The sequence below is a fragment of the Pseudomonas sp. 14P_5.3_Bac1 genome (genome assembly GCF_025466135.1).
Lineage (GTDB): Bacteria > Pseudomonadota > Gammaproteobacteria > Pseudomonadales > Pseudomonadaceae > Aquipseudomonas.
Genome location: NZ_JANLOF010000022.1, coordinates 54,356 through 68,530 on the forward strand (window position 1 = coordinate 54,356; position 14,175 = coordinate 68,530).

The window sequence follows — 14,175 nt, forward strand, 5'->3', positions numbered from 1 at the left end:
GGAAGCTTTTCATGAGCGAGCTGACAACAGCAGACACCCCCTCACTGCGCACATGGCTGATCGAACACCTCGCCCAGTTGTTGGGCGCCACCACGGCAGACATCCACAACCTGGGCGATGAGGAAAACCTCCTCGGCTGCGGGCTCGATTCCATCCGCCTGATGTACCTGCAGGAACGTTTGCGCAGTCAAGGCTTGCACATCGACTTTGCCCAACTCAGCGCACGACCCTGCCTGGCGGCGTGGCTGGGATTGTTGCAAGGCCAGGTGCCGCAGCACCGGGTAACCGATGCTGCGCCGTTGGCAGCGCCGGATGACAGCTTTGCACTGAGCGCCGTGCAACAGGCGTACTGGCTGGGGCGCGGGCCGGACGAGGTGCTGGGCAATATCAGTTGCCACGCGTGGCTGGAGTTCGATTGCCAGGGCATTGATCCGCAGCGCCTGGAAGCGGCGGTCAAGTGTGTGCAGGCGCGGCACCCGATGTTGCGGGCAAGTTTCAATGAAGGTCGGCAGCGGATTCTGGCGGCGCCAGCGTTGCCGGTGTTCGATCACCAATCCTGGCGTGACCATGCGCCAGCCGCCGCACACCAGGCCTGGCAAGCGCTGCGTGATTGGCGCTCGCATGAGTGCCTGGCGGTGGAGGCGGGGCAGGTGATGCTGGTCGGCCTGGTGCAGTTGCCGGACGGCCGTGACCGCGTATGGCTGAGTGTCGACCTGTTGGCCGTGGACGTGGAAAGCCTGCGCTTGTTGATGGCGCAGCTGGGTGAGGCCTATCAGGCACCGGCCGCGCTGGCGCCGCCGCCCACACTGCACTTTGCCGATTACCTGAGTCGGCGCCGCCAGCGGCGCGCCGAGGCGTATGAGCGCGACCGCGAACACTGGTGCCAGCGCCTGGCACAGTTGCCCGATGGCCCGGCATTGCCATTGGCCCGTACGCCAGAGTCGATCCGCGCACCCCGCTTCAGCCGTCAGGCGTTTGTGCTCAGCCCGGCCGAAGCCGAACGTCTGCAACGCCAGGCGACCGCCCACGGCCTGACCTTGCCCAGCGTCTTCGCCACGGCCTTCAATGCGGTCTTGGCGCGCTGGAGCGAACAGCCGAATTTTTTGCTCAACGTGCCGTTGTTCGACCGCCACGATGACCAGCACGCCGTCGACCAGGTGATTGCCGACTTCACCACCTTGCTGCTGGTGGCCTGCGAAGACGCGCCGCAGTTAGCGTTTGCCGAAGGCGCCCGGCGTTTCCAGCGCGACCTGCACGCCACCATCGACCACGCAGCGTTTCCCGCGTTGGAAGTGCTGCGTGAGGCCCGTCGCCAAGGGCACCCCCGTTCGGCGCCGGTGGTGTTTTCCTGCAACCTGAGTGATTCGAGCTTTGTACCGCAGAGTTTTCGCGAGGTGTTCGGCGACCTGCATGACATGCTCTCGCAAACCCCCCAGGTGTGGTTGGACCACCAGCTGTATCGGGTCGAAGACGGTGTGCTGCTGGCCTGGGACAGCCTCACCGAGCTGTTTCCCGACGGCGTGCTGGCGGCCATGTTCACCGCCTACATCGAACTGGTGCAGCGCCTCGCCGACAGCGACTGGAATCAGCCGCAGCCGGTGCTGTTGCCGCTGGCGCAACAGGCGCGGCGCGACCGGCAGAACAGCCTGCCGCCGCTGGCCCAGGGGCGTGGCTTGCTTGATGACTTTTTCCGCCAAAGCGCCGCACAACCCGACGCGGTGGCGCTGATCTGTGGTGCGCAACGCTGGACGTATCAGGAGCTGGCCGAGCACGCCCTGCGCGTGGCCGCCGGTTTGCTCGACGCGGGCATGCGCCAGGGCGAAGCCGTTGAAGTGTGCCTGCCGCGCGGACCTCGGCAGATTGCCGCCGTGTTTGGCGTGCTGGCGGCCGGCGGTTGCTACGTGCCGGTGGACACCGCGCAACCGCCCGCACGGCGTAGCCTGATCGAGTCGGCGGCGGGGATTACCCGCGTGATTGCCGATCAACCGCCCGCGGGCAGTTCATTGCAGTGGCTTGACCCGGCTCGGCTGGCGCAATGCGCGCCCTTGGCCACCGCGAAAAAGACCGCGCCACAGGCCAGCGCGTACGTGATCTACACCTCCGGTTCCACCGGCATTCCCAAGGGGGTTGAAGTCAGCCACGCGGCGGCGCTGAATACGATTGACGCGGTGCAGGCCGAGTTGCGCGTCACGCCGCACGACTGCCTGCTGGCCGTGTCGGCGCTGGATTTCGACCTCTCGGTCTATGACCTGTTTGGCGTGCTGGGGCAGGGCGCGCGCCTGGTGTTACTGCCGCCTGAGGAAACCCGCGATGCCATGCGCTGGGCGCACCTGATCAGCGAGCACCGCGTAAGCCTGTGGAACTCGGCCCCGGCATTGCTGGAGATGGCCTTGAGCATCGGCACGCAACACTGTCACTACCAGAGCCTGCGGGCGGTCTTGCTGTCAGGCGACTGGATCGCCCTGGACCTTGCCGCACGCCTGCGCCGCCACGCCACACCGCAGTGCCGGGTGTACGGCCTGGGCGGCGCGACCGAGGCGGGTATCTGGTCGAACCTGCAACGCATCGATGACGTGCCCGAGCATTGGCCGTCGATCCCTTATGGCAAGCCGTTGGCCGGCCAGGCGTACCGCGTAGTGGACGCCGCCGGGCGTGATGTGCCGGACCAGGTGATCGGGCAACTGCTGATTGGCGGCGCGAGCCTGGCCCGTGGTTATCGCAATGATCCGGTGCTCACCGCCCAGCGTTTTCGCAGTGATGCGCGCGGACGCTGGTATTACACCGGCGATCGCGGGCGCTTCTGGAACGACGGCACCATTGAGTTTCTTGGGCGCATGGACCAGCAGGTCAAAGTGCGCGGGCAGCGTATCGAGTTGGGCGAGATCGAAGCCGCGCTCACGGCGCATCCGCTGATCGACAGCGCCTGTGCCGCCGTGGTGCACGGCAGCCTTGGCGCGGCGGTGGTGATCAACGCTGGCTGTGTGCCGGTTCAAGCGCTGCCCGCGCAGTCGATGCTGGATGACAGCCTGGCAGCCGAACACCGCGTCACGGCTGAATTGCTGCAACGCCTGCTGCAAGACCCGCCGCCCAGTGCGCTGCTCGACACCTGGCGCGCGTGGCTCGCTAGCTACGTCGAGCCCATCAGCCTGAGCGATGCAGTGGCGCAGCTGGGTTGGCGCGAAGCCGACCTGCACCGCATGGTCGGCGCATTGCAGGTGCTGTTGCGCAGTGAAGACGGCGCCGCGCAGGTGCTGTTCGACCCGCTGCTGGCGCCTCAGGCCATGGCCTTGAACCTGCCAGCCGGTCGCCAGGTGCTGGACGCCATGAGCCGGGCCCTCCAGCAGCACGCCACACCGCTGAAGGTGGCGGTACTGGATGTGCGCGGTGGGCAATTGCTGGACCAATGGCTGAACCATGCACGCTCACGCGACCTGCAACTGACCGTGTTCGACACCAGCGCCGGCCCGCTGGCGGCCGCTGCCGGCCAGCGCCAGCGCGTGGCGAGCCAGCAGGTGGTGGACGGCGTATTGCCTGCTGAGCACTGGTCGCAGTACGACGTGGTGATCAGCTTCGCGGCGCTGCACAGCTACGCCCAGCCGGCCGATGGCTTGAACCTGGCGCAGGCATTGCTCAAACCGCACGGCCAACTGCTATTGGCAGACCTGCTGCGCGACTCGCCATTGCGGCTGGTCAGTGCGGCATTGTTGGATTCGCGTGAGCCGGTATTGCCGGACGCTCAAGCGCTGACGCAACGGCTCGGCCAGAGCGGCTTCAGCCATCTGGCATGCCTGTGGCAAAACCCCGCGATGGTGCTGGTGAGTGCGCAGGCAGCAGGCGAGGGTTTGACCTGCGAAAGCCTCAACCACTGGCTGCAACAGCGTTTGCCCCAGGCGATGCGCCCGGAACACCTGTGGTGCGTGCCGCGTTTTGCCCTGAATGCCAACGGCAAAATCGACCGTACGCGCCTGCAGGCCAACCTCGGCGACGCGTGGCAACGCCGCCAGCCTGCCCACCACGAAGACGCCGCATTGAGCACCGACCTGTTGCCACTGGCGGCCTGTTGGGAAGCCATCCTGGGGCGGCCGGTGCACAGCGCCCACGCGAGTTTTTTCAGCCTTGGCGGCGACAGCCTGCTGGCAACTCGCTTGCTGGCCAGCGTGCGTGAACAGGTGGGCGTGAGCCTGCGCATGGGCGACTTCTACCTGCAACCGACCCTGGCCGGCATGGCCGCGCTGCTGCTGCGCAGTGACGACGTGGCCATCGAGGAGGGCGTGTTATGAGCCTGGATGATTTGCTGCACCTCTGCCGTGAGCGTCAGATCGAACTCTGGGCCACTGCAGGCAAGCTGCATTTTCGCGCCCCCGAAGGCGCGCTGGACCCAGCCTTGGCCGAGCGTATTCGCGCCCAGCGTGAGGCCTTGATGGTGCATCTCTCGCCGCAGGATTGGCAGGCGCAGCCGGAACATGCGCTGCAACCGTTCGCCCTGAGCGCGGTGCAGGGCGCCTACGTACTGGGGCGCAACCCGGCGTTCGACTACGGCGGCAATGCTTGCCACTTGTACGTCGAATACCCATGGCCGGCGAATGTCGATACCGAACAACTGACCCAGGCCTGGAACGCGCTGGTGCAACGCCACCCGATGCTGCGCGCGGTGGTGCAAGACGACAGCCGTCAATGCGTGCAGGCCCAGGTGGCATGGCAACCATTGCCGGTGCATGACCTGCGCCAGGCCAGCCCAGAGGCCTTCGAAGCGCACCTGCAAGCGCTGCGTACACGCCTGGACCATGCCTGCCACGCGCTTGATCAATGGCCGATCCTGCTGCCCGAAGTGAGCCTGGGTCGCGAGCAGGCGATTGTGCATTGTTCGGTGGATTTCACCTTGCTTGATTACGCCAGCCTGCAACTGTTGCTGGTGGAATGGACCCAGCGTTACCTTGAACCGACGCGCCATTGGCCGGTGCTGGAGGCGACGTTTCGCGACTATTTGCAGCACGAACAACACGCGCGCACCAGCGCCGCCTGGCACGCCGACAAAGCCTGGTGGCTGGCACGCCTGGACAGCTTGCCCGGCCGCCCGGACCTGCCGCTGAGCGAGCACGCGGGCCTGGGCTCGACGCGCTTTATTCACCACCACGGCGTGCTCGGTACCGAGCAATGGAACACCCTGTGTTCCCTCGCCAGCGCCCAGGGCCTGAGTGCCGCGGGCGTGACCCTGGCCGCATTTGCCGAAGTGATCGGCCGCTGGAGCCAAAGCCCGGACTTTTGCCTGAACCTCACGGTGCTCAACCGCCCGAACCTGCACCCGCAACTGGGCCAGGTGATCGGTGATTTCACCGCCCTGAGCCTGCTCGCCGTGCACGGCGCCGAGGGCGCAAGTTTTGTGCAGCGCGCGCGGCGTATCGGTGCGCAGCTGTTTGATGACCTCGACCACAGCCGCTTCACCGGCGTTGACGTATTGCGCGAGCTGGCGCGGGTGCAGGGGCGTGGCGCCGACCTGATGCCGGTGGTGTTCACCAGTGGCATCGGCAGCGTCGAACGCTTGCTCGGCGATGCCGGGCGACTGTTGCAGCCGCCCAGCTACATGATCAGCCAGACCCCGCAGGTGTGGATCGACTGCCAGGTCAGCGACCAGTACGGCGGCTTGCAGATTGGCTGGGACGTGCGCGTCGGTGTGCTGCCGGACGGCATGGCCGCACAGATGTTCGAGGCCTATGTCGACCTGCTGCAACGTCTGGCCGCGGACCCACAGCTGTGGCAGGCGCGTGGCGACATCGTGTTGCCCGCGCAAGCGGCAACCCCGCAGATCGAGGCCAGCGCCCCGGCCCGCAACATCGCCGCCGGCTTCGCTCAACAGGCCGTGCGCACACCCGATGCCACGGTGATCAGCGATCGCGACGGCCGCTACAGCTACCGCCAGGTGGCCCAACACGCCGCGGCCGTGCGCGCGGCCCTGGAAGCGCTCGGCGTCGAGCGCGGTGCGCGGGTGGCGGTGATGCTGCCCAAAAGTGCCTGGCAACTGATGGCGGTCATGGGCATTACCCAGATGGGCGCGGCCTATGTGCCGGTGGACATTCGCCAGCCCGCCCTGCGCCGTGAAGCGATCCTGCGTGACGCTGGCATTGACGCCGTGATCACCCTGCACGCGCAGGCATTGCCGGACGCGCTTGAGCTGCCGCGCATTGCCATCGACAGCCTCCGGCCCGACCCGCGTTGGCCAACCCGCGAGCCGGTAGGGGTGGCGGCCGAGGCGCTGGCCTACATCATCTACACCTCTGGCTCCACGGGCACGCCCAAGGGCGTGATGCTCAGCCACGGCGCGGTGGTCAACACCCTTGACGATATCAACCAACGCTACGCGGTGAACGCCGACGACTGCGTGCTGGGCCTGGCAGAGTTGAGTTTCGACCTGTCGGTGTACGACTTTTTCGGCGCCACGGCCGTCGGCGCGCACGTGGTCCTGCCTGATCCGGAACGCGGCGCCGACCCTTCGCACTGGGCGCAATTGATGCAGGAGCACGGCATCACCCTGTGGAACTCGGTGCCGGCGCAAGGGCAGATGCTGGTGGATTACCTGGAGACCGAGCCGGCAACAATTCCCGGGCCGCGGTGTGTCATGTGGTCGGGGGACTGGATTCCCACCACGTTGCCCACCCGTTGGTGGCAGCGCTGGCCCGACAGCCAACTGTTCAGCCTGGGCGGCGCCACCGAAGCGGCGATCTGGTCGGTGGAGCATCGCATTCGCCCGGCGGACACCGCCTTGCCAAGCATTCCTTACGGGCGCGCCCTGAAACACCAGACCCTGGAAGTGCTCGACACCCTCGGCCGCCAATGCCCGGTGGGCGTGCGCGGCGAGATCCATATCGGCGGCCTTGGCCTGGCCCTGGGCTACGCCGAAGACCCACAACGCAGCGCCGAACGTTTTATCACGCATGCCAGCGGGCGCCGCCTGTATCGCACCGGCGACCAGGGGCGCTACCTCAATGGCGATGGCCTGATCGAGTTTCTTGGCCGCCAGGACGATCAGGTGAAGATTCGCGGCCACCGCATCGAGCTGGCTGAAATCGACGCGGGCTGGCTGGCCCACCCGCAGATTGCCGCGAGTACCACGGTGTTGCTGGGCGAGCGTCACGAGCGGTCTTTATGCAGCTTCGTCACCCTGCACACCGGCGCGCCGGCGCCACAGCTGCGCGATGAGCTGCAGGAGGTCCTGCGCCCGGCGCGCCAAACCCTTGAGCAAGCCGATTTCGGCCCGCGTGCCGACATCGAGGCGGCATTGCTCGCGCTGGACCGCGCGGCCGACGCTTCGCTGCTGCACTGGTTGGCGGGCAGCGGATTGTTGCTGCCAGGCCAGCACCTGGCATTTGCGTCGCTGTGCCAGGCGTTGAAGCTTCAACCCGGCCAGCATCGCCTGTTGCGACATTGGCTGACGCTGCTGGTCGAGAGCGGCTATCTGCAAACCGACGATGATGGCTGGCGCTGTCAGGTCGCTGTTTTCGATCAAGCGCAGGCGTGGGCGCAGTTCGCCCGGCTGGCACCGGCTGCTCTGTGGCCGGCAGCCCTGGTGGATTACCTGCGCGGCAGCGCGACCCGCCTGGCCGAGCAACTCGACGGACGCCTGAGCCCGGCCAGTCTGATGTTTCCGCAGGGTTCGGCGCACATTGCCGAGGCCATGTACAGCCGCGGTCAACACGCCCAGGTATTGCACCGGGCGATGGCCGAGGCGGTGAGCGCGATTGTCGCGCGTCAGGGCAAGCGGCGCTGGCGCATCCTCGAAGTGGGCGCCGGCACCGGTGCGGCGAGTGCGCTGATTATTCCGGCGCTGGCACCGTGGGTGGCGGACGGGGTGCAGATCGACTACGTGTTTTCCGACGTGTCGAGCTACTTCCTCAACGCGGCCCGCGAGCGTTTTGCTGCGTATCCGTGGGTGCGTTTCACGCCGTTCGACATGAACAAACCCGCCTGTGAACAAGGGTTGCCGGCCGGGTCCCTGGACCTGTTGCTCAGTTCCGGTGCATTGAACAATGCCCTCGACACACCGCGCCTGTTGGCCGGTTTACGCCAACTGCTGCAGGCCGATGCGTGGCTGGTGATTCAGGAACTGACGCGCGAACACCGCGAAATCAGCATCAGCCAAAGCCTGATGATGGAGACGCCCGAGGATGTGCGCGCGACCAATGGGCAACTGTTTGTGCACACCGCCCAGTGGCTGGCGTGGCTGAACAGCGAGGCCGGTGATCAGGCTGAGTCGCTGGCGCCCGCCGACAGCGTGTTGAAACTGTTGGGCTACGACGTGCTGGTCGCCCGCGTGAAAACCGACCGCCCATTGCTCAGCACAGACACCTTGCTGGCATTTATCGCCGAGCGAGTGCCGCGTTACATGGTGCCGGCGCAGGTGCGGGTGCTCGACCGGTTGCCGGTCACGGCCAATGGCAAGATCGACCGCCGCGCCCTCATCACCCAGGCCGAGCAACGGCAACTGCAGCCGGTGCAGCGCGCGAAGGTCGATGTCGCCGATGAACTGGTGCAGCGCTTGATCACGCACTGGGAGCGGGTGCTTGATTGCAGTGGTCTGTCTCCGGATCAGGATTTCTTTGCGGCCGGCGGCGACTCGCTGCTCATCGCCCAGTTGATCGCGGGGCTGCGCGAACAGGAACCGTTGGCGCAGGCGCAACCCTTCGACCGTTTGTTGCGGTGGGCGCTGAGCCAGCCGACCCCGCAAGGCCTGGCCCAGCGTTTGCGCAGTGAATCGAGCAGTGAAGCGCCGACGGCGACGACGGCGGCGCCAGTGCCGGATACGCGCCGGGCGCCGCTGGGTGGGCGCCTGCGTGTGGACGCGTTGACGGAGTTGGTCGACGGCGAAGGCACCGCACGTGTGCTGGTGCACGAAGGGCTCGGCACCTTGTTGCCGTATCGCACGTTGATCGCTGAACTGGCCGGTAGCGGCCCGTTGCTGGGGCTGGCGGTGCACGACAGCGACGACTATCTGCGCCTGCCTGCCGAGCATGTCAACGCGACCTTGGGCAAGCGTTACGCCCAGGCGCTGTGGGACAGCGGCCGGCGCAGCTTCGATCTGCTCGGTTACTGCTCCGGCGGGCTGGTGACCCTGGAACTGGCCAAGGCTTTGCTGCAACTGGGCGCCGAGGTGCGTCAGGTGGACATTGTGTCCAGCTACCGCATTCCGTATCTGGTCGACGATGAAGTGCTGATGCTCTACAGCTTCGCCGCCACCCTTGGGCTGGACGGTGCCGCGCTTGGCTTGCCGTCTGCCGAACAACTGCAAGCCCCGGCGGGGCTGAACCTGGATGTGGCTGTGCTCAAGGCCCGCGTGCTCGCGGCGGCGCAAGGCATCGCCGATGAGCAGCTGTATCGAGTGTTTGTGCATTCCGTTCACGCCAGTCACTACAGCGACGGCGCGCCGTATGTGGGCGCCATCCGCCTGTTTGTGCCCAGTGTTGCCAACCCGATGATCCCCGATCACCACGCCAGTTTGCAGGCCTGGTGGCAGGCGGCGTCGCTCGCACCGTTGACGGTACATACGCTGCGCGGCAATCACTTTGAATGCCTGAACGCCGGGCTGAGTCGTTATTTGCTGGAGGAACACCCATGACGTTCGCGTTGAAAACCCTGGTGGTGGGCTCGCGCTTCGGTCAGTTCTATGCGGCTGGGGTTGCCGCCGCCGAGCACTTGGAACTGGTCGGCGTGCTGGGGCAGGGCAGTCGGCGTTCCCAAGCGCTGGCGCGGTATCTGGAAGTGCCGAGTTTCGACGCCCTTGAGCAAGTGCCGACCGACACGCACTTGGCGTGCGTCGCGGTGGGCGGTGCAGCGCGGGGAGAGCAGGGCCCGGCCGTGGCACAAGCGCTGATGGAGCGCGGCATGCATGTGTTGATCGAGCATCCGCTGTTGCCCCAGGAACTGCACGAGGTGCTGCGCACGGCGAACCGCCTGCAACGGCGCTGCCTGCTCAACAGTTTTTACCCGCAGCTGCCGTGCGTGGCGCGCTTTATCGAACTGGCGCGGCAGCTGCATCGCCAGCAGGGCATTCGGCATATCGAGGCCAGCTGCGCAGTGCAAGTCAGCTACGCGACGCTGGACGTGTTGGCGGCGCTGCTGGAGTCGGTGGGGCCATGGTCCGTGGACTGTGTGGCGCCGGCACTCTCGGCCTGGCGCGATATCAGCCTGGTGATGGCGCAGGTGCCGGTGTCGCTGCGCGTGCTCAACGAACTGGCCGCCAATGATGACGGGCGCATGCAGATGTTGCTGCGCCTGAGCATCGCCACCGACAGCGGCACGCTGTTACTGGCGTCGCCCCACGGGCCGCTGCTGTGGATGCCCGCCGTGCGCGCGCCGCAGGAGGACGCCGAGGGGGTATTTGACCTGTTCGGCCCGCTGGCCGGCCAGCCGTTGCCCTGCGCCGAAGTGCTGGAGGCCGCCGCGCCGGATTGGGCGCAGGTTTACCGCAGGCTCTGGCCGGCCGCCGCGGCCAGCGCGCTGCAACCTTTGATCACCGGTGTTGGCCTGGCGCGTCTGCAACAGCGCAGCCTGGAAGTGGTCGGGCTGTGGCAGCAGGTGACGGCAGCTATCGGTTTTCCGCAGCAGCCGGCGCAGGCGTTGCCCGCGGCCAACCTGGCCCAGGCGCTGGAGTGCATTCGATGAGCCCTCTGCGCGAAATCCTGCGCCCGTTTCGTGGGCGCTTATACCTGGCGGTCGCGTTGCAGGCGGTCGCCGGGATCTGTTCGCTGCTGCCACTGATCGCGCTGGCGCACTTGGCCGACAGCCTGCGCCAGGCGCCGCCGCTGGCGGCGTCGGCCATGGCCTGGGTGGTGCTGGCGGTAGTGGCATCCGCCGTGTGGTTGTGTGGCCAGACCCTGGCGCTGCACCTCACTCATCAGGTGGATGCCGACCTCTGCGACCGCCTGCGCGTGCGCCTCGCCGAGCATCTGCAGCGGCTGCCGCTGGGCTGGTTCGCACGGCTGGGGCCGGATGGCGTGACCCGTTATGCCGAGCAGGATGTGCGGGCGCTGCATCAGTTGGTTGGGCATGCGCCGACCGACTTGGTCAACCTGTTGCTGATCCCCCTGGCGACCTTCGGGTATCTGCTGTGGAGCAACAGCGGTCTGGCGCTCTGGTGCTTGCTGCCGCTGGCGTTGGGGGGGCTGGGTTATTGGCGTCTGGGCTCGGCGCACTACCGCGAAGCGGTGGCGCAGCGAAACGGCGCGATCCAGCGCCTGTTCAGCGACTACAGCCAGTTTGCAAGCAACCTCGGTCTGGTCCGGCAATTTCCGGATGCGGGTATTCATCGCCGTGTGCAGGAGGCGGTGCAGCAGTTTGATCAGCGCTTCAGCCACTGGGTAAGCCGTGCAGGACACTTGGCGGCGTTGATCCAGGTGCTGCTGAGCGCGCCGTGGCTGTTGGCCTGGGTGGTGCTTGGCGCGTTGTTGATCGGGGTGGCGGATGTGGGAGCGGCGCAAGTCTGCGGCTTTTTATTGTTGGTGCGTGCGATGGCGGCGCCGGTGCTGGCGATGGGGCACGGTTTTGATGCGCTGAACTCGGCAGGCGAAAGTGCCCGGCGTTTGCAGGCCGTTTTGACGACGCCACCGCTGGCCGAGCCCGAGGCGCCGCAATCGCCCAGGGATGCCAGCGTGGAGATGCTTGAGGTGAATTTCTCCCACGGTGACGTGCCGGTCCTCAACTCGATTACGTTGCGCCTGGAACCCGGCACCACGACCGCGCTGGTCGGGCCGTCGGGTGCGGGCAAAAGCACCCTGGCCGGGTTGATCGCACGCTTTATGGACGTGGACAGCGGGCAAGTCCGCGTGGGCGGGGTGGATGTTCGGCAGATCGCCAGCCGTGCGCTGCAACAGCACCTGGCGCTGGTGTTCCAGCAGGCGGGTGCGTTGCGCCTGTCGCTGGCGCAGAACATCGCGTTGTATCAACCCGACGCCAGCCACGCGCAGGTTCGCCGCGCTGCCAAGGCCGCGTGCCTGGACGCCTGGATCATGGGGTTGCCCAAGGGCTACGCCAGCGTGGTGGACGAAGACGTGCGCTTGTCCGGTGGCGAGTTACAGCGCCTGGCGATTGCGCGGGCGCTGCTGTCGCCTGCGCCGATCATGTTGCTGGATGAACCCACGTCCGCCACCGACCCGCACACCGAGCGCGCACTGCGCGCCGCCCTGCACAACGACGCGGCCGGGCGTACGCGGCTGATCATCGCCCATCGCCTGGAAACGATCCGCCATGCCGAGCAGATTCTGGTGCTCAGTGACGGGCGCATCGTGCAACGCGGGCGCCATGCGGACCTGTTGGCCATGGACGGCCTCTACCGACAGCTCTGGAACGAGCAAACCTCGAACGCCGATCAACTGGAGCCTGTGTCATGAGTGTTGTTTCGCTGTTGCGTCATTTGCCCGACCTCGCCCGGCGCGCGCTGCGCGGCGCCTTGGTGTGGATGCTGCTGGCCGCCGTCCTCGATGGCTTGGCGGGCTTGGCGCTGGTGCCGTTGATACTGGCCTGGTTCGAGCACCAGAACTTGCAGTCGAGCGTGCTGGTGCTGCTGGGGTTGACGCTGCTGCAGGCGGGCGTCAGTTACGTCGCGCAGCGCCGTGGTTATCTGGCCGGTGCCGGGTTGGCTGCGGGCCTGGTCTGGCAGTTGGTGCAACACTTGCCGCTCCTGCCGCTGACCCGTCGAGGCCAGCTGGAAGGGCTGGTGAGCGGGCCGGTGTTCAACAGCATGGGCATTCCCGCGCACCTGCTGGCACCGTTGGTCACCGCGCTGGTCACGCCAACGGTGGTGGTGCTGGGACTGTTCTTTATCGAGCCGCGTCTAGCGCTGGTGTTGGCGCTGGCGTACCTGCCGCTGTTCGGCCTTTTACGTTGGGCCGGGCGGCGCAGCCTGGATCTTGAGCAACAGCGTCAGGCCGTGGATCGCCACGCCGCGCGGCTGCTGCAGGCGTTCGCGCAGCAACAGGCGTTGATCCGCAGTGCCGGCGACGCCAGCCTGGGCCAACGGGCCCTGCGCGAGGCGCTGCATGAGCAGCACCAGGCGACGCGCAAGCTCAATCGCCGGGGGTTGCCCGCCGGCCTCGGGTTTGCGGCCGCGGTGCAGATGGTGTTTGCGCTGGTGCTGGCAGGCGGCGTGCTGGCGGTGGCCGCGGGGCATTTATCCGGCGCGCTGCTGGTGGCGGTGCTGGTGCTGCTGGTGCGCTTTATCGAGCCGCTGTCGCAATTGGCGTATCTGGACCAGGCCCTGCGCATGGACTGGCAGGCGCTCTCGCAAGTCTTGGCGGTGTTGGCGGCGCCGACGTTGCACAGCCCGCAACCCGGTGAGCAACCGCAGGATGCGAGCCTGGAAGGGCAGCGCCTGAACAGCTTCGGTGAGGCGGGCGAGCACCTGCTCAAGGACCTCGATGTGCATTGCGCCGCGGGCACGTTCACGGCAATCGTCGGGCCCTCAGGGGCGGGCAAAAGCACCTTGCTGGCCTTGCTGGGCCGCGGCATGGACCCGCAGACCGGGCAAGTGCGCCTCGGCCAGGTGGACATCCGCCAGATAAGCGAACACACCCTGGCCCAGCACATGACCCAGGTGTTCCAGGACAGCGGCCTGTTCGCCGGCAGCCTGCTGTGGAACGTGAGCATGGCGCGGCCGCACGCCACGCCCGCGCAATTGCAGCAAGCCGCCCGGGACGCTGCACTGGACGACGTCCTCAGCCGCCTGCCGGAGGGTTGGCACAGTGAAGTGGGGCCGGGCGGCGCATTGCTGTCCGGCGGCCAACGGCAACGGGTTGGCCTGGCGCGTGCGTTGCTGTCACAGGCGCCGGTCCTGCTGCTGGACGAACCCACCGCCAGCCTCGATGCGCGCAGCGAGGCACGGGTCAATCGCAGCCTGCAGGCGCTGCACGGCAGGCGCACCTTGGTGTTGGTGTCGCACAACCCGACGCTGGTGCGCGATGCCGACCAGATCCTGGTGCTGGAAGACGGCAGTGTCAGCGGCTGCGGCAGCCATGAGCATTTGCTCGCTACACACCCGTGGTATGCGCAGTTCGTTGAGCAGCACCGAGGTAAATGAGTGCCGGGCAGCCATTGAAAAAGTCCCTAAATCGAAAAGTCGGCCCGCTCGTTTAAACGATACTAATGCGAATTATTATCGAATGGGGCGCAGCAATGTCACACCGGGGAGCA

Annotated in this window: 5 protein-coding genes; all 5 read left to right on the forward strand. The window is 66.8% G+C overall.

The window, feature by feature from the left end:
• Positions 1–11: 11 nt before the first annotated feature.
• From NTD89_RS05380 to NTD89_RS05400, 5 genes are read left to right on the forward strand one after another with little or no spacing between them, the layout of a single operon-like run.
• Complete coding sequence (locus tag NTD89_RS05380) at positions 12–4,280, forward strand: amino acid adenylation domain-containing protein (protein WP_262206660.1); 4,269 nt, start codon at positions 12–14, stop codon at positions 4,278–4,280.
• Positions 4,277–9,607, forward strand: coding sequence for a non-ribosomal peptide synthetase (locus tag NTD89_RS05385; protein WP_262206661.1), 5,331 nt, complete (start codon positions 4,277–4,279; stop codon positions 9,605–9,607). The genes NTD89_RS05380 and NTD89_RS05385 overlap by 4 nt, the downstream gene beginning before the upstream one ends.
• The gene (locus tag NTD89_RS05390; RefSeq protein WP_262206662.1) at positions 9,604–10,653 is read left to right on the forward strand and encodes a Gfo/Idh/MocA family oxidoreductase; all 1,050 of its coding nucleotides are present in this window, start codon (positions 9,604–9,606) and stop codon (positions 10,651–10,653) included. The genes NTD89_RS05385 and NTD89_RS05390 overlap by 4 nt, the downstream gene beginning before the upstream one ends.
• Positions 10,650–12,377: an ABC transporter ATP-binding protein gene (locus tag NTD89_RS05395; RefSeq protein ID WP_262206663.1), complete on the forward strand. Its 1,728-nt coding sequence runs from the start codon at positions 10,650–10,652 to the stop codon at positions 12,375–12,377. Before NTD89_RS05390 ends, NTD89_RS05395 begins: the two co-directional genes overlap by 4 nt.
• A complete protein-coding gene (locus tag NTD89_RS05400) occupies positions 12,374–14,062 on the forward strand; it encodes an ABC transporter ATP-binding protein (protein ID WP_262206664.1) in 1,689 nt (562 codons plus the stop codon). Before NTD89_RS05395 ends, NTD89_RS05400 begins: the two co-directional genes overlap by 4 nt.
• The last annotated feature ends 113 nt before the right edge of the window (positions 14,063–14,175 follow it).